Source organism: Aliisedimentitalea scapharcae, assembly GCF_045277565.1.
GTDB lineage: Bacteria > Pseudomonadota > Alphaproteobacteria > Rhodobacterales > Rhodobacteraceae > Aliisedimentitalea > Aliisedimentitalea scapharcae.
Window position 1 is genome coordinate 129,710 of sequence record NZ_CP123585.1, and the last position, 20,292, is coordinate 150,001.

Annotated in this window: 18 protein-coding genes; 13 read left to right on the forward strand and 5 right to left on the reverse strand. The window is 58.0% G+C overall.

Annotated elements, in window-relative coordinates:
• Positions 1-8 precede the first annotated feature (8 nt).
• The gene (locus tag QEZ52_RS21285) at positions 9-1,262 is read right to left on the reverse strand and encodes an FAD-dependent oxidoreductase (RefSeq protein ID WP_343211807.1); all 1,254 of its coding nucleotides are present in this window, start codon (positions 1,260-1,262) and stop codon (positions 9-11) included.
• Positions 1,263-1,403: 141 nt separating this feature from the next.
• Between QEZ52_RS21285 and QEZ52_RS21290 the strand changes: the two genes are divergently transcribed.
• The 3 genes from QEZ52_RS21290 (at position 1,404) to QEZ52_RS21300 (ending at position 4,054) form a co-directional block, all read left to right on the forward strand.
• Positions 1,404-2,486, forward strand: coding sequence for a hypothetical protein (locus QEZ52_RS21290; protein WP_343211808.1), 1,083 nt, complete (start codon positions 1,404-1,406; stop codon positions 2,484-2,486).
• A gap of 4 nt (positions 2,487-2,490) precedes the next feature.
• Positions 2,491-3,096, forward strand: coding sequence for a peroxidase-related enzyme (locus QEZ52_RS21295; protein WP_343211809.1), 606 nt, complete (start codon positions 2,491-2,493; stop codon positions 3,094-3,096).
• A 172-nt stretch (positions 3,097-3,268) separates the two neighbouring features.
• Positions 3,269-4,054, forward strand: coding sequence for a phytanoyl-CoA dioxygenase family protein (locus QEZ52_RS21300; RefSeq protein ID WP_343211810.1), 786 nt, complete (start codon positions 3,269-3,271; stop codon positions 4,052-4,054).
• A 45-nt stretch (positions 4,055-4,099) separates the two neighbouring features.
• Here QEZ52_RS21300 and QEZ52_RS21305 read toward each other — a convergent pair whose 3' ends face one another.
• The 3 genes from QEZ52_RS21305 to QEZ52_RS21315 all read right to left on the reverse strand — a co-directional run bounded on the left by QEZ52_RS21305 (position 4,100) and on the right by QEZ52_RS21315 (position 7,845).
• Complete coding sequence (locus QEZ52_RS21305; protein WP_343211811.1) at positions 4,100-4,747, reverse strand: glutathione S-transferase family protein; 648 nt, start codon at positions 4,745-4,747, stop codon at positions 4,100-4,102.
• Between the two features lies 1 nt (position 4,748).
• Entirely contained in the window at positions 4,749-6,161 is a 1,413-nt protein-coding gene (locus QEZ52_RS21310) for a trimethylamine methyltransferase family protein (protein WP_343211812.1), read from the reverse strand.
• Between the two features lie 85 nt (positions 6,162-6,246).
• Entirely contained in the window at positions 6,247-7,845 is a 1,599-nt protein-coding gene (locus QEZ52_RS21315; protein ID WP_343211813.1) for an ABC transporter substrate-binding protein, read from the reverse strand.
• 224 nt (positions 7,846-8,069) lie between these two features.
• On the opposite strand from QEZ52_RS21315, the gene QEZ52_RS21320 reads away from it, so the two are divergent.
• From QEZ52_RS21320 to QEZ52_RS21365, 10 genes are all read left to right on the forward strand, one after another.
• Complete coding sequence (locus QEZ52_RS21320; protein ID WP_343211814.1) at positions 8,070-8,732, forward strand: GntR family transcriptional regulator; 663 nt, start codon at positions 8,070-8,072, stop codon at positions 8,730-8,732.
• A 124-nt stretch (positions 8,733-8,856) separates the two neighbouring features.
• Positions 8,857-9,810, forward strand: coding sequence for an ABC transporter permease (locus tag QEZ52_RS21325; protein ID WP_343211815.1), 954 nt, complete (start codon positions 8,857-8,859; stop codon positions 9,808-9,810).
• Positions 9,807-10,670, forward strand: a complete 864-nt coding sequence (locus QEZ52_RS21330) for an ABC transporter permease (RefSeq protein ID WP_343211816.1) — start codon at positions 9,807-9,809, stop codon at positions 10,668-10,670. Before QEZ52_RS21325 ends, QEZ52_RS21330 begins: the two co-directional genes overlap by 4 nt.
• 1 nt (position 10,671) lies before the next feature.
• On the forward strand, positions 10,672-12,354 hold the full coding sequence (locus QEZ52_RS21335; RefSeq protein ID WP_343211817.1) for an ABC transporter ATP-binding protein: 1,683 nt from the start codon (positions 10,672-10,674) through the stop codon (positions 12,352-12,354).
• Between the two features lie 46 nt (positions 12,355-12,400).
• A complete protein-coding gene (locus QEZ52_RS21340) occupies positions 12,401-12,538 on the forward strand; it encodes a hypothetical protein (protein WP_406651198.1) in 138 nt (45 codons plus the stop codon).
• A 39-nt stretch (positions 12,539-12,577) separates the two neighbouring features.
• Positions 12,578-14,974, forward strand: a complete 2,397-nt coding sequence (locus QEZ52_RS21345) for an FAD-dependent oxidoreductase (RefSeq protein ID WP_343211818.1) — start codon at positions 12,578-12,580, stop codon at positions 14,972-14,974.
• 21 nt (positions 14,975-14,995) lie between these two features.
• Entirely contained in the window at positions 14,996-15,745 is a 750-nt protein-coding gene (locus QEZ52_RS21350; RefSeq protein ID WP_343211819.1) for an aspartate/glutamate racemase family protein, read from the forward strand.
• Between the two features lie 107 nt (positions 15,746-15,852).
• Positions 15,853-17,373 carry a trimethylamine methyltransferase family protein gene (locus tag QEZ52_RS21355; protein ID WP_343211820.1) on the forward strand — a complete coding sequence of 507 codons (1,521 nt, stop codon included), beginning with the start codon at positions 15,853-15,855 and terminating at the stop codon, positions 17,371-17,373.
• Positions 17,333-18,232: a DMT family transporter gene (locus QEZ52_RS21360; protein ID WP_343211821.1), complete on the forward strand. Its 900-nt coding sequence runs from the start codon at positions 17,333-17,335 to the stop codon at positions 18,230-18,232. The genes QEZ52_RS21355 and QEZ52_RS21360 overlap by 41 nt, the downstream gene beginning before the upstream one ends.
• A gap of 2 nt (positions 18,233-18,234) precedes the next feature.
• The gene (locus QEZ52_RS21365) at positions 18,235-19,245 is read left to right on the forward strand and encodes a succinylglutamate desuccinylase/aspartoacylase family protein (protein ID WP_343211822.1); all 1,011 of its coding nucleotides are present in this window, start codon (positions 18,235-18,237) and stop codon (positions 19,243-19,245) included.
• Here QEZ52_RS21365 and QEZ52_RS21370 read toward each other — a convergent pair.
• Positions 19,242-20,267, reverse strand: a complete 1,026-nt coding sequence (locus QEZ52_RS21370; protein WP_343211823.1) for an NAD-dependent epimerase/dehydratase family protein — start codon at positions 20,265-20,267, stop codon at positions 19,242-19,244. The genes QEZ52_RS21365 and QEZ52_RS21370 overlap by 4 nt on opposite strands.
• Positions 20,268-20,292 lie beyond the last annotated feature (25 nt).

The following is a 20,292-nucleotide window of genomic DNA, read 5'->3' on the forward strand; positions in this document are numbered from 1 at the left end:
ACCTCTCCTTAGTGCAGCCAGGGATATGGGCCGAGACCCGCATCATCTTGTTCGGTGCCGCTGGTGAACCGGTCCAACGCAAATGGCGCGATCAGGGCGGGTGTTTTCCCGGTGGCCAGCAACTCGGCCATCTGGTGGCCGACTGCCGGAGTTGCCTTGAACCCGGCGTAACCCCAGCCGCCATTGATCATCAGACCCTGGATGGGGGTGGGGCCCATTATGGCGTTGCCGTCCATCGGAATGTCGGCGGTTCCCGACCAGTGCCGCATCACCCGCAGTCGCGACAGAAAGGGAAACATTTGCATCGCTCGGGCCAGCACGTCTTCGATGCGCTCAAAGCTGCCGCGCCGGGCAAAGGAGCCATAGCCGTCAGTCGCTCCTCCCAGAACAAATTCACCCTTGTCTGTCTGGCTGACATAGGACAGGCCCGCATTGTAGTTCACCACTGCATCCAGAGCGGGTTTTACCGGTTCGGTCACAAAGGCCTGCACATTGATCGAATTCAGTGGCAGATCGACCCCGGCGAGGCCCGCAACATGGCTGCTGGCACCCGCGACGCTGATCATTGCCTGCTTGCAGCTAATGCGGCCCCGTGTTGTTTCTACTGCGTTCAAACGACCCTTCACGATGTCAAAGCCGGTTACCGGACAATTTTGTAAGATGTGAATGCCTGCCTTTGATGCCTTGCGGGCAAATCCCCAGGCCACTGCATCATGGCGCACCACCCCGCCGGCTTCCTGCACCAGAGCGCCGCTGACCGGGAACCGCTTGCCGTTGGACAGATCCAATTCCGGTACACGTGCTTGTAAGGCGTCACCCGTCAGGATCGAGGCGTCCGCCCCGCCCAACCGCATGGCGTTTGCCCGCAAGGTAAAATGCTCCAGTTCGCCGTCCGAATGGGCGAGATCCACATAGCCGCGGGGTTCATACATCAGGTTGAAATTCAGATCACGGCTCAGGTCGGCCCACAGTCCAAGAGCGAAATTCTTGAGCTCGAAGCTGGAATTCAGGAGGTAATCCGACCGCACGATTGTGGTGTTGCGGGCGGTATTGCCCCCGCCGATCCATCCGGCTTCAACTACGGCAATATTGCTTAGCCCGTGGTTGTCCGCCAGATAATAGGCGGTCGCCAGCCCATGACCGCCGCCTCCGACAATCACGATGTCATAGGTTGCGCGCATGTCCGGCGCAGCGATGATCGCTGGCCAATGCCTGTTTCCCGTGATTGCATGTCCCAAGAGGGACAGTCCTGAATAGCTCATGCTCGGATCCGTTTCGCGCTGAATCTGTGATCACAGTTAGCGCGGGAAATTCTATTTGGCAAGCTGCAGATTTTTATTGATCTGTGATCACAGAAGAGTCATAGCTGAGTCCATAACAAGACTTTTGCCAAAGGGGACGAAATGGCCGAGATCGCTTTGGAACAATTGGTACCTGGGGCACGTAACCTGTTGCTGGCCTGTGCGGGCGCACAAGCCGGGGACCGGGTTTTGCTGGTCGGCGAAGAAGGTCCTGATCTGTATTTCGATCCAGCCCTGTGCGACGCCGTTGCCAAGGTCGCCACCGATCTGGGCATGACACCAGAGGTGGTTATGGCAGCTCCCGTTACAGATGCGAGCGCGTTTCCTGCCAATGTGCGCGAGGCGATGGAGCGGGCAGACAGGACCATTTTCTTTTCCCGACTAGGCGATCAGGTGCGGTTCAATCTGTCGGGCGACAAGGCTAAGGCCGTGATGACCTATACGTTGGACCTGGGGTATCTTTCGGCCCCCTTTGCCAGTGCGGATTTTGCGGTGATGAAAAGGGTGCACGATGCGCTTCTGGATCTGATCCTGAGTGCGCGCAGTTACCGCATCAGTGGCGATTGCGGCACGGATCTGATCAGCGAGATCAAAGTGGGGCGCGAGGACGCCGTGGCCGATTTTGCACTAGAGCTGTTTCCGGTGATGATCTTTCCGCCAGTTATCTGTCATCGGATGCAGGGGACCCTTGCGATCAAGCACTTTGTCACGTCGTCTTCGACACGGGCCTATGACGACAGCACCCTGGTGCTGAACGAACCGATCCTGACCAGGGTCGAAGATTCGCGCATGATTGACTTTCAGGGGCCTGCCGACCTGGTGGCCCGGCTAAAGTCGCAGCTGGAACGCGCAGCGGCATTGACCGGTGGTGATCCTTATCTCATCAATTCGTGGCACACGGGGATCAACCCAGGCACGTATTATGTCGGCGATCCCTATGCAGATCTGGAAAAATGGGGCACGGTGACCTATGGTTCGCCGCGCTACACGCATATGCATGCAGCCGGGATTGATCCCGGAGATGCCGCCTTTCATCTGATGGACCTGACGATTGCATTCGATGATCAAGTGGTGTGGGACAGGGGGCGATTTGTTTTTCTGGACCGACCGGAAATTCAGGCCATGATGGACCAGGACCAGCAGAAGCTGCTGAATTCTTCGGTGTTGCACGAAATCGGGGTCTGATCAGGTGGGCGACAAACAGATTGCATGGGTGCAGGTCATCCCTCAGGATCATGCCAGCGGCGATCTGTCCAAAGCTTATGACGCGGTCAAGGGCAAGGATGGTCAAGTCGAAAACCTGTATCTCGCCATGTCACAGACGCCCGGGGCCATCCAGCCAGCCGATGCGCATTATTTGGCGCTGCTGCACAATCCGGACAACCCGTTGCCCTGTTGGTTGGCCGAACTGGTCAGCACCTATGTCGCGATCTTGTGTGGCAGTGACTATGCCGCTGCGAACCATGGTGCCAACTTCATCATGTACCTGGGGGATCCGGCACGGGGAGAGGCGATCCTGCAATCCCTGAGAGATGGCCAATTGGAGGGATTAGGCGATGCATCGACACAGGCGGCACTGACCTATACGCGCAAGCTGTCTTTGCACCCGGATCAGATGACCGAGGACGATGTCAAAGCTCTGCGGCAGGTTGGGTTCTGTGACAAAGGTATCTCTTATCTGATTCAACTGGTGGCGGCATTCGCCTATTGGGCGCGCATGATCAACGGGCTGGGAACGCAATTGGGTGGCACCGTCGGGTTGGAACATGTACCTGCCAAAGGGACCGGGCGGTGAAGCGGGCCGGGTTCATGTCGGGGTTGTTTGCGCGCATGACCTGTCGGTCGCCCTGGCCGTCCTTCGTAATTGATTGCCGCAGTTCACCAGCTCTCTGACGTGATTCCGAAACACCTCTTGCGAGAGGGCATGATTCACGATCGGGGCGCATGCGTCCTGACAGGAGAGACACATGGATATCATCAAAACAGAAACCGGCCATCTTGCCGAAGAATACAAACGCGAAGGCGTGGTTGTGGTGCGCGGGGCGCTGACACCGTTCTGGCTGGATCAACTGCGAGCGGCAGTCGAGCAAGAGTTGAAACGGGGGGAACGGTATTTCGCCTATCGCAATATGCGCACCAACCCCGGCATCTTTCAGGACTTTTGCCTAAAATCCGGGGTCGGGCGATTGGTGGCGGATATCGGCGGGTCGGACTGGACCTCGTTGATCTTTGACCAGATGTTCGTCAAGGAACCCGGGACCAAGACCCAGACCGGATGGCATACCGATCAACCCTATTGGCCGGTTGCGGGGCCAATCATCACGACTTGGATCGCGTTGGACGCGGTGGATGCCAACAATGGTGCGCTGGAATTTATTCCGGGCAGCCATGCCTGGGGCCAGAAATACCGCCCATTTACGACCGATCAGCTGGGCGGGTTCGTGGACTACGTCAAAAAGGACGATCCGCAATATGTAGACATGCCCGATTTCGAAGCCGAACGGGATCAGCATCGGGTTGTACAGTGGGATCTGGAACCAGGGGACCTGTTGGCGTTTGACGGGTTCATTGTGCATTCGGCCATGGGCAATCGGACATCGATCCGACGGCGGCGTGGATATGCAGTGCGGTTCGGGTTGGATCAGGCCCGATATGATCCCGATCAGGGAGTGGCGGAATGGTTGGAGGATGATCTTCTGTCGCCTGGTGCCCCCTACGTGAGCCAGAAGTTCCCTCAGATCTTTGCACGGTAGATGCCTCAATTGCCCCCGCTCGATATGGGCGGGGGCCGACCGACCCTAGCGTTTGCGCCGGGCTGTTTCGGCCCGGTGCTGATCCTGCATCCGCTGAACCGAGGGGCGGGCACAGATAGCGTCGCGGTGACGGGCGATATTGGGATAGGCGGTGATGTCACCTTCCGGGAAAATCACGTCCCAAAGCGTCTGCATCCCCAGCACGAAATCTGGCACCGTCGGGTGATCGCCAAAGAAGTAGGGCCCATCCGCAAGCGCAGTGTTTAACGTTTCAAACACCCCACGAAGCCGCTGCATCGAGCTGTCCCTAAGCTGAGCCTGCAGTGTCGGGTCTGCGTGGTAGAACTCTGGATGATACTGGATGATCACGTCCGGTTGCAGGGTCGTGGCCAGATAGTGAAACCATTGCAGAAAAGCACCACGGCGTTGGTCGCCCACCGGGATGACCAAACCTGCTTCGGGGTGGCGTTCGGCCAGATACAGACAGACCGCCCCGGTTTCAAACACTGTACCATCAGGGCCTGCCAAAGCAGGGGTGCGGCAGTGGGGGCTGGCCGCCAGAAACGCCGGATCTGGGTCATTCTCGAACAGGTGGACCCAGTGTACCGCATAGTCGGCCTGGACTTCTTCGAGGACAGCATGGGCCCCCATGGCGTAGGTGTCAGGGGCACAGAACAGAGTATAATCGGCCATGTCAGAGGCTCTCCAAGAGATCGAGTGTCTTCTCGCGCAGCTGGGCCCGCAGAACCGGCCGCCCGGCGTCTTGCCAGTTTTCAATACCTTCCCGTCGCATCAAGCCGGGGATCCACATTTCAGTTTCATAGCGTTCCAATGTGTGTGGGTCAGTCAAAAAGGAATTGTCAGCCGAGGCGCGGGCAATCACATCTGTGGCAATGGTCTCGGGGGTCACTTCGATCCCGGCACCGAACTTGGTCGCCATGGCGGCCATCTCATCACATGCCACGAGCATTTCCATCGAGCCGGTGCGTCCGCTCGACAGCACACCCAGATTATGGGTCAGCGCGGTACCCGCGACGCAGGTGCCATGCAGGCTCGCGCTGGCCTCGGCAAAGGCCTGGGGGCTGATGTCATGCGCGTCAGTGCAACCTGATCCAACCCAGCTGGGGATCCCGAGGTGGCGGAACACATCCGCGGCCCCTAATCCCGCCAGTGTGTATTCTGGAGACCCAATGGCCATATCGGCACGGCGCATGTCCATGGGCATGACGGATGACCCCGACATGACGGGGGCACCCGGGGCGGCAAGCTGGCTGATCACGATCCCGGCGACGGATTCTGCCGTCGCCTGAGTGATTGCCCCCGCCAAGGTCAAGGGACACGCCATTCCGGGAAAGATCGCCGGATAACAGACGACCGGCAGGTGCAGGCGGGCAGCCATCATCAGCCGCTGGCAGGTTTCCCCACCTAGCTTTAGGGGCGACACGGGACCCACCAAATCCAAGCCAAATGGCCTGTCGGCGAGGTTACCCATGCCGCCGGCGCGCGCTGCCATATCCTCCCAGATTGCGCGCACGCCGTGTTCGTCATGTCCGGTAAAAAAGATCGGTTTGGATGTGGTTTCCATCAAGGCCCGGGCGCTGGCAAGCGCTTCGGTGGCTGCGTCCACATCACTGGGATATCCCAGCGCGGCCGCTATATCTATATGGGGCAGGGCCTGTTGCAGACGTCCATGGTCCGAGATGTCGGATAGAACACAAGGGCGGTAATCGCCACTGCGCGGATCCAGAACCTGCACGCAGTTAACGGCCGTTCCAAATCGCGGCACCGCGTCGTCGGTGGCAAAGGCCTGATCGCCGTTCTGCGAAAAGAAGGCAATGCGCGCCGGTACGGTTTCCAATGCTCGGCGAACCAAGTCCGGAGGATAAAAAATCCGCTCGTCCTGCGCACGGGCACCTGCGGCCACCAGCATTGCCCGGGCTTCGGAGTCTTCGACCAGCATGCCGACGTTGCTGAGAACACTCAGCACCCCTTCAAAAATCATCTCGGCCTGATCGTTGGTGATAGTTTCCAGATAGGATTGCCGGGGTCTGCGTTGAGAGACAACAGAGCCAGCAACCCGCCTGCGACCACGGGATCGGATGGCCATTTCGGCACCTCATGTATTGGGGTTCAGTGGGAAAAAGGGCCAGCGCGCAAAACGCTGGCCCAAGTCAGAGGTAGGGGAGATCAGGTTATTCGTCGATCCAGGCAGTACGCTGCATCTGATAGAAACCCAACGGTCCCGAACCATGGGGAGTAATGCCCTGCACTTCGTTACGCGCCGCGTCGACAAAGTTGCGGAAGCCCAAGGTGATATGGCCACCATCGTCATGCAGCATCATTTGCATTTCGTCGTACATCTCTTTGCGCTTGGCAAAGTCGGTGACCGAACGGGCCTCGACCAAAAGCTTTTCGAACCGGTCGTTGCTCCACAGGGTTTCGTTCCAGCTAGAGGTGTTGGAAAACGCGATGGAAAAGATCAGATCCGGCACCGGGCGCGGATCCCAGCCCGAGGTGACCATGGGCTTTTGGATCCAGACCGCCGACCAGAAACTGTCCGAGGGCGGGTTGATCACATTCAGGTTGATGCCGCCCGCCTTGGCGCTTTGCTGCAGGTGCTGGGCTGACGCCAGCGCACCAGTGCCCGCCACGTCGGAGCCGTAGATGTCGATGGGCGTGTTTTCCAGGCCTGCCTTCTTGATGTGGAAGCGGGCCTTGTCCGGGTCGTACTGCCGCTGTGGGATATTGGAGTTGTAATAGGGGTCGATCGGCGCGATCGGGTGGTCGTTGCCGATGCTGCCCAACCCTTTGAGGATATTGTCGCGGATGCCTTCGCGGTCGACGGCGTATTTCATTGCCTGACGGAAATCGGCATTGTTGGTGGGTTCGCGGTCCAACATCATCGCCAGGTTGATGAAGGCACCTGACGGGGCGTCGATCACATAGCCGATGCCGCTGTTGTCGATCAGGCGGGTCGCCTTTTGATCCAGCTGCAACAGGACGTTGATGTCGCCGGCGATCAGCGCGTTGATGCGGGCGGTGTTGTCGGCGATGCCAACAAATTCCAGCTCGTCCACATAGGGCCCGTCATCACCCCAATAGTTTTCATTGCGCGCCATGACATAGCGGCTGCCGGGAGTGAATTCGACCACCTTGAACGGGCCGGTTCCCGGAGGTGTGCCGGTGAAATCTTCGAGATCGCGTTTGGTCACCTGCACGCGGGTGTCCGACAGGATCATGGGAAAGTCGGCGTTTGGTGCGACCAGGTCAAAGCGGACCTGATGTTCGCCCAGCTTCACGATATCCTTGATCTGGCTCATGAAGGATTTTGAAGGTGCTTCGGACCCTTCGCGATAGTGGCGCTTCATCGAATAGATGACGTCTTCGGCAGCAAAGTCCGAACCGTCATGGAAAGTTACGCCCTGTCGTAGATCAAAGACCCACGACGATGCATCAGCGTTGGATTCCCATGATGTTGCCAGCCAGGGTTGGGGTTGCAGATTCGCGTCCCGGTTCACCAGATTGTCATGCACCGCATAACCCATCTGGATATTCGAGGTGCTGAAATATTTGGTTGGGTCCAGGCTGTCCTGGGCTTGGGCAGATTCGATGCCAACGACCAGACGTCCACCCTTTTTCGGTGTTGCAGCCTGGGCGCGCTGCGCAGTCAACCCATTGATAACGCCTGCAGTAACCCCCGCTGCGGCCAAGGTTCCCATGAACTTGCGGCGCGAGATCTTGTTGGCCACATATTGTTTGAAAAGGTAGTTGTTGAACTTGTCGTCTGACATTCGCGCTTCTCCGCTGTTGGACGGTCCCGGCTGGTGCCGCCATTGGCTTGAACGGGGTCTTTTGCAACCCCTTATTATTCGCTATTTTCAAACTGTGATCACAGAATGATGCCAAAAGCAAGCATCTTTGATCACAGTTTCACGAATGCCCAGAAAATGCGCGACGCTGGATTAAATCTGATTCTCGGGCTAGGAATCAGCTAAACAACAGTGAGAAGCAGCCCATGGACAAAGCCGTGACGTCGGAAAATAGCGCACCTGAGAACCTGAGCGCCCGAATCTATTCCGACTTGCGGTTGAAGCTGATCGTTGGTGAATTGCGGCCCGCGGAATCTCTGTCGATTCGGACCCTGGCCGAAGAATACGACGTGTCGGCAATGCCTGTGCGCGAGGCGCTGCGCCAACTCGCGTCCGAAGATGCGCTGATCGGAGCCGCGAAAAAGGCCTACCGTGTGCCGGATCTGACCCCGGATGAGGCGGCGAACCTGTTTTTCGTACGGTCTGTACTCGAAGGCGCAGCGGCCGAAGTCGCGACTGAAAACATGCGCGAATCGGATATCAAGATGCTCGAAAAACTGGCGCGGGACATGGAAAAGGCGTGGGAGAAGCGCGACCCGAGCATGTTCCTGTTGGCCAACTTTCGTTTTCACAGCCGGATCTATGGGGTGACGGGCAACACGGCGCTGCAGTCGATGATCGAAGCGATGTATGTGCGCACCGGCCCCTGGTTGGCGCATGGTATCGTCAATTTGGTCAATCCAGACCATTGGTTGGGCGAGCACCCGGACATCATCGAGGCGCTTCGGAAAAAGGATGCTGCCGAGGCACGTCGCCTCATGGAAACAGATGCCCAGTGGGGCGTTGATCTATACCGACGGCTTGGGTGACATCAAACGGGCTGTCGAATTTTTTTTGATGTATGGCAAAGTAATCTCTTGCATTGAAATCAATCTGTGATCACAGTTAGCTCTGTTCTCCGGCCAGACAGGCCCAGCACGAAGGGGGAATTGGATGAGTTTGCTGGAAATCCTGGGAAAGCGGTTGGTACTGGGCGTGGGCACATTGTTGTTCGTGTCGGTTCTGGTTTTCCTGGGGACAGAAATTTTGCCGGGGGATGTTGCGAACGCAATCCTTGGGCAAGGTGCAACACCGGAACTGATCGCTCAAGTTCGTGAACGGTTGGGTCTGAACGAACCACTGCACATACGTTATATCGTTTGGCTGACGAATTTCCTGACGGGTGATTTCGGAACGTCGTTGGCGAATGGGGCAGATATCGGAACCGAAATCAGCCGTCGCGCCAGCAACACGATCATTCTAGCTGTTTGTACGGCGTTGATCGCGGTGCCGTTGTCGGTGTTGCTGGGCCTGGCAGCCGCCGTAAAACCGGGGGGGCTGTTGGACCGGATCATCACCTCGACATCTTTGGCGTTGATCTCCTTCCCTGATTTTCTGGTCGCGGTGGTGCTCGTCACTATCTTTGCGATCAAGCTGCGCTGGCTTCCGGCGATTGCGTCGATCCGGCCGAGTTATGATCTGGTCGATTGGATCCGCATTTTGATCCTCCCGGTGATGGGCCTGACCTTTACCATTCTTGCCCATATGGTGCGTATGACGCGCTCTGCGGTGCTCAGCGTTCTGTCCAGCCCGGCAATCGAAATGGCGATCCTCAAGGGTGTGCCGCGCCGCCGATTGCTGTTGCGACACGCGCTGCCCAATGCGCTGGGTCCGATCATCAATGTTGTTGCATTGAACCTAGCCTATCTGATCAGCGGCGTTGTCGTGATCGAAACCTTGTTCAACTTCCCGGGTCTGGGACGTTACATGGTCGAAGCGGTGACGAACCGCGACGTACCGATTGTCCAGACCTGTGCAATGATCTTTTGCACCTTTTATGTCCTGCTGAACATGACCGCCGACATCCTGTCGATCATGGCGAACCCGCGCGTGAGGTACAAGAAATGAACCCCGAAACCCGCACATGGCAAGGTGAGCTGCGCGAGGCGATTTTTGATCTGACGCCGGGTGTCAGCCTGTGCATCCTGATCCTCGTGTCTGTCTTTTTTATCGGGGCCTTTGCTCCTTGGCTCGCCCCATATGACGAAGGCGCTATCCTGACAAACGATAGCTTCCTTCCGCCGAACGCCGAACTGTGGCTGGGCAGCGACTATCTGGGTCGGGATGTGCTGTCACGGCTGATTTATGGTGTACGCGTCACGTTGTTCCTGGCGCTTATCATCACCTTCCTGTCCTTTTTTGCCGGAGTTGGCCTGGGGTTTCTGGCTGCCGCGTTTGGCGGGCGTGTCGACAATTGGATGAGCCGTATCAACGATGCGATGTTGTCCTTTCCGGCGCTAATGTTGGCATTGATTGTGATCAACTCGCTTGGATCGTCTTTCGTGGTTCTGGTCTTTACCATCGCCTTTATCGACATGACCCGGGTGTTTCGTGTCGCCCGAGCATTGGCCGTGAACATCATGGTGATGGATTATGTCGAAGCGGCCGTGGTCCGGGGTGAAGGCAAGGGCTGGATCGTCTGGCACGAGGTTCTGCCAAATGCGCTGACGCCGCTGGCTGCTGAATTCGGCATCCGGTTCACCTATGCGATCCTCTTCATCTCGGCCCTGTCGTTCCTGGGTTTGGGGGTGCAACCACCGCAGTCGGACCTGGGTGTGATGGTAAAAGAGAACATGCAGGCAATTCTGTATGGCGAATACACCACGCTCTACCCCGCCATCGGCATCGCGTTGATTGCCATTTCCATGAATGTCTTTGTCGATTGGCTGTTGCAACGGTCGAGCGCAAAGCTGCCTGACGAGATCTGATATGCGTGATACATCCCACATCGACCTGACAGAAAATCCTCTGCTCAAGGTGCGCAATCTCGAAGTTTCGGTGCGCGACAAGAAGGGCCATGAGTTCAAGATCGTCGATGACATTTCATTCGACGTGCAACCTGGCGAAGTTATCGCGTTGATTGGCGAATCCGGATCGGGGAAGACCACGATTTCATTGGGCTGCATGGGGTATACCCGCCCGGGCTGCCATATCACTGGTGGCACAGTGGATCTGGGCGAGACCAATGTTCTGGGGCAATCCCTGCCGGAACTTCAGGAATTGCGCGGCAAGGAAATCACCTATGTGGCGCAATCTGCGGCGGCGTCGTTCAACGGGGCGATGACAATTGACGCACAGGTGACGGAGATCCCTGTCATCACTGGCGCGATGAGCCGAGAACAGGCGTTGGCCAAGGCCGCCCGGCTGTACAATGATCTGGAACTCCCTGACCCGGAGACTATCGGCAAACGCTACCCGCACCAGGTTTCCGGCGGACAGTTGCAACGTCTGATGGCGGCGATGGCGATGATCAGCGACCCGCGTTTGCTGATCCTGGACGAACCCACCACCGCGTTGGATGTAACGACCCAGATCGAGGTGCTGTTTTCCTTTAAGAAGTTGATCAAAGACAACAATACGGCTGCGATCTATGTGACCCACGATCTGTCGCTGGTGGCCCAGGTTGCGGACCATATCCTGGTTCTGAAAAACGGCCAGATGGTTGAATATGGCGCGACGGAACAGATCATTTCCAATCCGCAACATGATTATACCAAGGCACTGATGGCCGCGGCGCATGTGATGCCTGACGAAATCCATTCGCCATCAATTGGAACCGAAGAGCAGCCCCCCCTGATGCAGGTGCGCAATGTGACTGCCGGATATGGGACTGAACAGGAGATCATCGCCCTGCGTGACATCGACCTAACCATTCAGGCCGGTGAAACTGTTGGGGTGATCGGTGAATCCGGATCTGGCAAAACCACTTTGGGTCGTTTGATGTCGGGTCTCATGAATGCCAAATCCGGCGGTGTTTTTCTGGATGGCCAGCAATTGGCACAGAGTGTTTCCAAACGCTCACGCGATGAACTGCGGCAAATCCAGTTTGCGTTTCAAATGGCGGATGTGGCGTTGAATCCGCGCCAGCGGCTGAACAAGATCCTGAGCCGCCCGATGATGTTCTATCGCGGGCTGTCCCAGTCAGAAGCGACAAAGGAAGTGGCCCGGTTGTTGGAACGGGTCGACCTGCCGACCGAATTCGCCTGGCGGTTCCCGCCAGAGCTGTCGGGCGGTCAACGCCAGCGGGTCAATTTGGCTCGCGCGCTTGCGGCGGAACCCCGATTGATCATCTGCGACGAGATTACGTCGGCGTTGGATACGATCGTGGCGCAGCAGATTCTGGATCTGCTGGAGGATCTACAGGATGAATTGGGCCTGAGCTACATGTTCATCACTCACGACATTGCGACGGTGTCCAAGATATCCGAACGCATTGCGGTGATGCGGCATGGGCGCATCGTGGCACAGGGCCCGGTGAACGAGGTCCTGACCCCACCCTGTCACGAATACACGCAATTGCTGCTGAACTCGGTTCCTGAAATGCGCACCGACTGGCTGGACGAGGCCGTGGTCGAGCGGCGCAAGCTGGTGGCCGCGCTGGATGGTGCCTGAGACGCGCAACACGAAACCCTGAAACCTGAACACTGGGAGGCCCGGGATGAACAAGCGATTCATGATGATGATGGAAGAAACCTGGGCCGGGGCCTGTCGGGAAATGTTCCCACAATCAGGCACCATTTTTCAGGAGATCAGCAATGGCACACCGCCGCTTTGGCCGTCTCACCGGCACATTTGACTTAACACCCGCATCCCGGCAGCTGACCGAGGTGACATCATGAATTCGACAGCACGTGTGGTGGTGATCGGCGGCGGCGTTGTCGGCTGTTCGATCCTGTATCATCTGGCGAAAAACGGCTGGACCGACGTGACCCTGTTGGAACGGCAGGAGCTGACATCCGGTTCCAGCTGGCACGCGGCGGGGGGGCTGTTCACCGTGGTGCGGCCCAATGCATCCGCCGAAATGCACCGCTATACCTTTCAGATTTACCGTGAGCTGGAGGAAAAATACGACCAGCCCTGTGGCTTCCATTTTACCGGCGGGATCAATGTCTGCCGGACCCAGGATGAAATCGACAGCAACGCCATGATGCAAAGCGCCTGTCGCCGACTGGGGATCGAGGGACATTTCATCTCTTTGGAAGAAGCCAAGGACAAGGCCCCGGTGCTGGACACCGACCATATGATCGGCGCGTTTTGGGAGGAAGAGGGCGGCCATGTGGATCCGGCCTCGGCCACGATGGCGTTTGCGGGGGCGGCGCGCAAACTGGGCGCAACGATTCACCGGCACACGCCGGTCATCGCCACCACGCAGCGGGCCGATGGCACCTGGGATGTGGTAACCGACAAGGGCACGATCCACGCCGAATATGTGGTGAATGCCGCCGGTTTGTGGGGGCGCGAGGTCGCGCGGATGGCAGGTATCGAACTGCCGTTGATGCCGGTCGAACACCACTATCTGGTAACCGAAAACATACCGTTGATCGAAAACCTTGGGTTCGAGCTGCCGCAGATCAACGACAATGAAACCGGATCCTATGCACGCCAGGAAGGCATGGGGATGCTGCTGGGTGCCTATGAGCTCAAGATGACCCATTGGGCCAAAGAAGGCACGCCGCTGGATTTCGGGCATGAATTGTTGGCCGACAATCTGGAATGCATGGAGTGGAATTTCGAGAAATCGGTGGAGATCATGCCGGTTCTGGGCGAAGCCGGGGTGAAACGGGTGATCAACGGGCCGATGATCTTTTCCCCCGACCTGGGGCCGCTGATCGGGCCGCATCCAGCCTTGCGGAATTACTTCTGCGCCAATGGGGTGATGGCCGGGTTCAACCAGGGCGGCGGCATTGGCCGGGTTATGGCGGAATGGATTATCGGGGGCGAGCCCGAGATCGACATCTTCAACTGGGACGTGGCGCGGTTCGGCAAATTCGCCACCGCGAAATACACCGAGGAGATGACGCGGTATTTCTATGAACACCGCTCGGAAAAGATCTTTCCCTATCAAAGCTTCCCTGCCGCGCGGCCCCAGGCGAAATCGCCGGTGCATGACCGGCTGGCGGCCGAGGGCGCAGTGTTCGGCACCGGTTTTGGCAGCGAACACGCCACCTGGTTTGCACCCGCAGGGGTGGAGGCCGAGGACAGTCTGACCTACCGCCAGCCCAACTGGTGGGAGCCGGTCGCACAGGAGGGCCGCGCGGTGCGCGCGGCCGTCGGGCTGTTTGAATTCTCCGACATGGCGAAGTTCGAATTTTCCGGCCCCGGAGCCGAGGCGTATCTGGACCGGATCATGGCCAATCGCCTGCCGAAACCAGGGCGTCTGTGCCTGACCCCGATGCTGTCGGAAAAGGGGCGCGTGGTGGGGGATTTCACCATCTCCAATCTCGGCGATCGCTATCTGGTGGTTGGGACTTATGCGATGCAGTTGGCCTTTATCCGACATTTCAACCGCTACATGCCGGACACGGGCGTGGTGATGCGGAACCTGTCGGATGATCTGGCCGGGCTGCACATCGCCGGGCCGAACGCCACGGCGGTTCTGTCCGATCTGCTGGGGACGCCTGCGGACCTGCGGTTCATGGATGCGCGGCAGATGTCGCTGGCGGGCATCGACGGGGTCACCGTTCTGCGTGTCTCCTACACCGGGGAGACGGGGTACGAGCTGTACCTGCCGCGTGCTGACCAGCCGCAGCTGTTCGATGCGCTGCGTGAGGTGGGCACCGGTCACGGGATGCGGTTGTGTGGTCTTAGGGCGCTGATGATGTTGCGGCTGGAGAAGAGTTTTCCCGCCTGGGGGCTGGAGATCACCGCCGACTATCAGGCGCATGAATGCGGGATGATGCATCACGTAAAGCTGGACAAGGGCGCGTTTGTCGGGCGCGACGCGGCGGCAAGCTATGGCCCGGCCGAGGAACGTCCTGTCACCCTGACTGTCGATGCCGGGGACCTGGCGATCTGGGGGGACGAGGCGATTTTCCTTGATGGCAAACCGGTGGGTTACATTTCATCCGGCGGTTGGGGGCCTGTGGCGCGCCAGCATATCGCTTTGGGATATGTGAACAGCGGTGACTATAGCGAAAGCGGAACATACGAGGTCGAATTGTTCGGATCATTGCACAAGGCACGCCTGCACCTGGAGCCGCTTTATGATCCATCAGGACAGAAGATGCGATAAAACTAACAGGAGAGTGAAGTCATGTTCGTTTCTGCCAACCAGCCCTATCAGGGCTACAGCGTCGGAATTTTGATGTTCGACGGATTGGAATTCCCGATGCCGCCCGGCGATGTGGGGAATGCGACCACCTATCCGTTTCCGGTGCTGCTGCGGGTGATGGAAGGGGTATTCGACAACCCCTTTCCCCCGCTGACAAATCCGGATGGCAGCTATACCGAACCAGTCCAGAAGTGCATCGCCGCCGCGCAACAGATGGAGAAAGACGGAGTGCGCGCTCTGGCGATGTGCTGTGGGTTCTTTTCGCTGATCCAACCCATTGTTGCGGCACATGTGGCCATTCCGGTGATGACTTCTCCGCTGATGATGATCCCGGTCATCCATCAGATGTTGAAACCCGATCAATCGGTGGCGGTGGTGACTGCGGATGGCAAATTGCTGACCAACGAATTCTTCACCGCCGTTGGCGCTGATCTGGACAATCGTATCACCGTGGCAGGGTTGGAGAACGCCCCGACCTTTCGGTCGTTTTGCATGTTCGGATCGGAAACCAGCTATGAAACAGACGATGTGCGCGACGAAGTCATTGCCTCGATTGCCGAGGCGCGCCAGCGCGACCTCAATATAGGCGCAGTGGTGTTGGAATGTACGTCGCTGACACCATACGCGCATGACGTGCGGGCTGCGACTGGCTTGCCCGTTTATGATTTCATCGCATGCGTGGAATGGATGCACCGGGCCGTCGTCCCAAAACAGTATTCGGGATATATCTGATACCATGAGCGCGCTATTGGCATATTTTGACGTGATCCATTCGGAAACCTGGGCGGGGGTGTCTGGGGGTTGAGCCCCCAATCCACAAACCCAACAGGAGTATCGAAATGGCCCGTCGCCGCACCCCTCGTAAACCCCGGACCTCCGGGATCACTCAACGCCCCTTTGCCGAGCTGCACAACCCGCTGCGTCCGGTTGAATTGATTTCAGCGGATCAGGTCGAAGCCATCCACCACGCCAGCCTTCGCGTGCTGCGCGATATTGGGCTCAAGGTGGACAGCGCGGTTGCCCGGCAGTTGCTGGGCGATATTGGTGCAAATGTCGACGCGGACAGCCATATCGTCCGCTTTGACCCGGCGCAGATCGAAGAGATGATCACGGGGATTCCTTCAGAATTCACCATTCATGCGCGTAACCCTGCAAAAACAGTAACTGTGGGTGGCAATTCTTTGACCTTTGCCACCGTATGCGGCCCATCGTTCGTTTCGGATCTGGATCGGGGTAGGCGGGCTGGAACCCTGCAGGACATGCAGGATTTCGTAAAGCTGTCGGCCTCGCTCAATGTCTTTCACCACGAAGGAGGGGCAGGGTGCGAACCGTTGGAGCTGCCGCCGGAAACCCGCCATCTGGACATGATGCTGGCGCAGACGACGCTGTGCGACAAGGGCTGGCAGCCATGTTGGATGAATACGGCCGAACGGGCCCGCGATTGTATCGAAATGGCCCGCATCGCGTTGCAAGTCAGCGAGGACGAGCTGCGCCAGAGGCCGGGAATTCTGGGTGGGATCAATACCAATTCACCTTTGTTGCTGGATGATGGCCAGGCCGAGGCGATGATCGAATTTGCCCGCGCCGGGCAGCCTGTTCACATCACGCCATTTACGTTGGCCGGGGCCATGGCACCGGCCACTGTGGGCGGAGCCTTGGTTCAGCAGAACGCCGAAGCCTTGGCGGGGGTGGTGTTGGGACAGGCCGCCTGTCGTGGTGCGCCGGTATTTTATGGGCATTTCACCTCCAACGTGGACATGAAAACTGGCTCGCCTGCCTTTGGTACACCCGAATATGCGCAATCGGTAATGGTCTCCGGCCAAATGGCGCGCCGTTATGGATTGCCGATCCGGTCTTCGAACACCACTGGCGCAGCCTGCGTGGACGCCCAGGCGGCATATGAATCCGACATGTCGATCAATGCATGTATTCAGGGCCATATCAACGTGATGATGCACGCGGGTGGTTGGTTGGAGGGCGGGCTGACCTGCTCGTTCGAAAAGCTGATCCTGGATGCGGAACTGTTGCAATTGCAATCGGCGTTGCTGGACCCGATCGACCTGAGCGATGCGGCCATCGGGCTGGATGCCATGGCTGAGGCCGGACCGGGCGGACACTTCTTTGGCACGGCGCACACGTTGGAACGATATGAAGATGCCTTTTACAGCCCGATCCTGTCCGATTGGCGCAACTTTGAAACCTGGCAGGATGATGGGGCCAGAACAGCGACACAACGTGCCAATGGCATCTGGAAACAACTGCTGCGCGACTATGAAAAACCACCGATCGACCCCGGTGTCGAGGAAGAGCTGGAGGCCTATGTTGCCAAGCGTAAACGTGAAATCCGTCCCGGTTCCTGAAAGGATTCCATATGGTGCCGCAGCTTTGGCGGTGGCGTCGCTGGCGATGTTTCCCGCCGCCGATGCCTTGGCCAAATCGCTAGCGGATCATCTGGGTGTGCTGGTCATCGTTTGGGCGCGCCTGTTGGGGTCGGCCGTGCTGATCAGCCCGATTTGGCTGTGGCAGCGTCCGGGCCGTCCCACCCGTCGCGCTGTCGCGACCGAAGCTCTGAGGGCCGTGATCATTATTGCCGCCTTTGGCAGCTTTGTTCTGTCGTTTCGCACAATCCCATTTGCCGAGGCGATGACCTATTACTCCTTTGCGCCAATCGTTGCCTCGGTCCTGGCTGTTCTGGTGCTGAAGGAACGAATGACCGCTGCCAGAACATTGGCCCTGATGCTGGGATTGATCGGAGTTCTCGTTGCCCTGAACCCCGGAGCAACCCCCGCCGTTGGTGCCTATTTTGCAATGCTGACCGGATGCCTGTACGGCGGGTACCTGTTTCTGAATCGGGTGGTGGCGGTGCGCTGGCATCCAATTCAAGCACTGTTCCTGCAATTCTGGATCGGAGCGATACTGTTGACCCCTTTGGTGTGGACACAGCTGGGTCCGCACGTGGTCGAATACCTGCCACGGCTAGCCGCGATAGCTGGGGTCTCTGTGATTTGCAATGTGTTGCTGATCTATGCGTTCCGGATGGCCGAGGCGTCGTTCCTCGCGCCGTTCATGTATATCGAAATCCCTTCGGCCCTGTTGATGGCTGTTGTGTTTCTTGGTGAAACTCCGTCACTCAATCTGTTGTTGGGGGCGGCAATGATCTTGGGGGCCGGATTGCTGGTGATCCGACCCCCCCGAGCTTCTCAAATGAATGGAAATTGACCATGCTTACACACGGCCCAGTCAGGACAAGTTTTGATTTTGACGCTCCTGGTAAACGCAGCGGGTTTCTGGACCTGACCCATTCCAGCAATGACTTGGCATTTAGCGCCATCCGCGTGCCGGTTGGTGTGATCAACGGGGGCGATGGCCCAACGGTATTGATGAGTGCGGGCAATCATGGCGATGAATACGAAGGTCAGGTGATTTTGCACCAATTGATGCAAACGCTGGACCCAGGCGACATTCAGGGGCGGATCATATTTCTGCCTGCGTTGAATACCCCTGCCGTGCGGGCGCGGGCGCGGGTGTCACCGCTGGACGGCGGCAATATGAACCGCAGTTTCCCCGGGAATCCGACATCAGGACCAACGGCAGCGATTGCAGCCTTCGTCAACGCGCATCTGATCGGGCGGGCAGATGTGGTGTTGGACTATCATTCTGGTGGTACTGCTACAGAGTATGTCGATTGCGGGTTTCTGTGTGTCGGACCGGACGCGACATTGAATGCGGCCAATTTGGAGTTGGCGCATGTGTTTGGTGCTCCGTTTACGATGGTTTGCCCAATTGACGGGACTGGTGGCGATTTCGACACCGCCGCATATCTGCAAAACACCCGGTTTCTGTCCTGCGAATTGGGCGGATTGGGGCGCTTTTCACCGGCCGCGTTTCAAATCGGCTGGGATGCCACGCGGCGCGTGCTGTCACATCTGGGTCTGATCCAAAAAGAGACAACTCCGCCCAAGACGCGTTTCATGGACATCTCTGGTCACAGCAGCTTTACCAGCGCTGCACATCACGGGTTGGCGCAATTGCATGTATCGCCGGGGGATCAGGTCGCTGTCGGAGATCTTTTGGCGACGTTGCACGACTTGCACAATTTTGGTGAGCAACGGGCGGCATATCACGCAGATCGGGCCGGAGTAATCTCGATCTGTCGGCGCAACCCTGTGGTCGCGCCAGGTGATCACCTGTGCCTGCTCAGTGCGGAAATTCCGGCCAAAGACGTGCTTTAGACCTGATAATAGTCGCGGTACCAGTCGACAAATTGGCGAACCCCATCGGTGACGGATGTGGTTAATGTGACCCCTGTCAGATCCTTTAACAGTTGGGTTTCGGCCCATGTGGCCGGAACGTCGCCGGGTTGCATGCCCATCATCCGTTTTTTTGCGGTCCGCCCGATGGCGTGTTCGATTGCAGCGATGAAATCCATCAGCGCCGTCGGCTGGCTGGCCCCAATATTGACCACCCGGAACGGTGCCACAGGGCTGAGGCTGTCGTGCGCGCCAACTGGCTGTTCTCCCGGCGGTGCATCGGCCAGCTTGATGATCGCAGTCACGAGATCGTCTATATAGGTGAAATCGCGTTGCATCTTGCCATGGTTGTAGATGTCGATTGGCTCTCCATCCAGGATCGCACGGGTGAATTTGAAATAGGCCATGTCCGGGCGTCCCCAGGGTCCATAGACGGTAAAGAACCGGAACATGGTGATCGGCAAGCGATAGAGATGCGCATAGGAATGGGCCATCGCCTCGCTCGCCTTTTTGGTGGCGGCATAGAATGACATCTGGGTGTCAACCTTGTCCGTCTCGCGGTAAGGCATCTGTTCGTTGGCACCATAGATCGAACTGGTTGATGCCAACAGCATATGTGCAGGTGGATGGGCACGGGCGGCTTCGATCAATTCAAAAGTGCCCATCAGGTTCGCTTCGACGTAATCGCGGGGGGCGTCGATGGAATGGCGGACCCCGGCCTGGCCGGCCAGATGGATGACAATTTCAGGGCTGTGATCGGCAAACAGCTGAATCATCTGACCGGGGTCTTCGACCTTGGCGATGATGGGGATGAAACTGTTGTACTTCGTCAGATGGGCCTGGCGATCCCGTTTCAGATCGGGGTCATAATAGGAATTCATCGAATCGATCCCGACAACCTTCCAGCCCGCCTTGAGCAAGCTCAGGCACACAGTGCTGCCAATGAAACCGGCCGATCCGGTGACCAAGGCAGTGCGGGGACCATTAGTGTCAGAATTCGCCATGGTGACTCCCGCGAATGACGTCATT

What these genes read in the sequence shown, in the direction of transcription:
- QEZ52_RS21365 (WP_343211822.1), top strand. Translation starts at nt 18,235, where the DNA reads ATGCTTACACACGGCCCAGTCAGGACAAGTTTTGATTTTGACGCTCCT.
- QEZ52_RS21345 (WP_343211818.1), top strand. Translation starts at nt 12,578, where the DNA reads ATGAATTCGACAGCACGTGTGGTGGTGATCGGCGGCGGCGTTGTCGGC.
- QEZ52_RS21360 (WP_343211821.1), top strand. Translation starts at nt 17,333, where the DNA reads ATGTTGCCAAGCGTAAACGTGAAATCCGTCCCGGTTCCTGAAAGGATT.
- QEZ52_RS21310 (WP_343211812.1), bottom strand. Translation starts at nt 6,161, where the DNA reads ATGGCCATCCGATCCCGTGGTCGCAGGCGGGTTGCTGGCTCTGTTGTC.
- QEZ52_RS21335 (WP_343211817.1), top strand. Translation starts at nt 10,672, where the DNA reads ATGCGTGATACATCCCACATCGACCTGACAGAAAATCCTCTGCTCAAG.
- QEZ52_RS21285 (WP_343211807.1), bottom strand. Translation starts at nt 1,262, where the DNA reads ATGAGCTATTCAGGACTGTCCCTCTTGGGACATGCAATCACGGGAAAC.
- QEZ52_RS21325 (WP_343211815.1), top strand. Translation starts at nt 8,857, where the DNA reads ATGAGTTTGCTGGAAATCCTGGGAAAGCGGTTGGTACTGGGCGTGGGC.
- QEZ52_RS21320 (WP_343211814.1), top strand. Translation starts at nt 8,070, where the DNA reads ATGGACAAAGCCGTGACGTCGGAAAATAGCGCACCTGAGAACCTGAGC.
- QEZ52_RS21290 (WP_343211808.1), top strand. Translation starts at nt 1,404, where the DNA reads ATGGCCGAGATCGCTTTGGAACAATTGGTACCTGGGGCACGTAACCTG.
- QEZ52_RS21305 (WP_343211811.1), bottom strand. Translation starts at nt 4,747, where the DNA reads ATGGCCGATTATACTCTGTTCTGTGCCCCTGACACCTACGCCATGGGG.
- QEZ52_RS21340 (WP_406651198.1), top strand. Translation starts at nt 12,401, where the DNA reads ATGAACAAGCGATTCATGATGATGATGGAAGAAACCTGGGCCGGGGCC.
- QEZ52_RS21330 (WP_343211816.1), top strand. Translation starts at nt 9,807, where the DNA reads ATGAACCCCGAAACCCGCACATGGCAAGGTGAGCTGCGCGAGGCGATT.
- QEZ52_RS21300 (WP_343211810.1), top strand. Translation starts at nt 3,269, where the DNA reads ATGGATATCATCAAAACAGAAACCGGCCATCTTGCCGAAGAATACAAA.
- QEZ52_RS21355 (WP_343211820.1), top strand. Translation starts at nt 15,853, where the DNA reads ATGGCCCGTCGCCGCACCCCTCGTAAACCCCGGACCTCCGGGATCACT.
- QEZ52_RS21350 (WP_343211819.1), top strand. Translation starts at nt 14,996, where the DNA reads ATGTTCGTTTCTGCCAACCAGCCCTATCAGGGCTACAGCGTCGGAATT.
- QEZ52_RS21370 (WP_343211823.1), bottom strand. Translation starts at nt 20,267, where the DNA reads ATGGCGAATTCTGACACTAATGGTCCCCGCACTGCCTTGGTCACCGGA.
- QEZ52_RS21315 (WP_343211813.1), bottom strand. Translation starts at nt 7,845, where the DNA reads ATGTCAGACGACAAGTTCAACAACTACCTTTTCAAACAATATGTGGCC.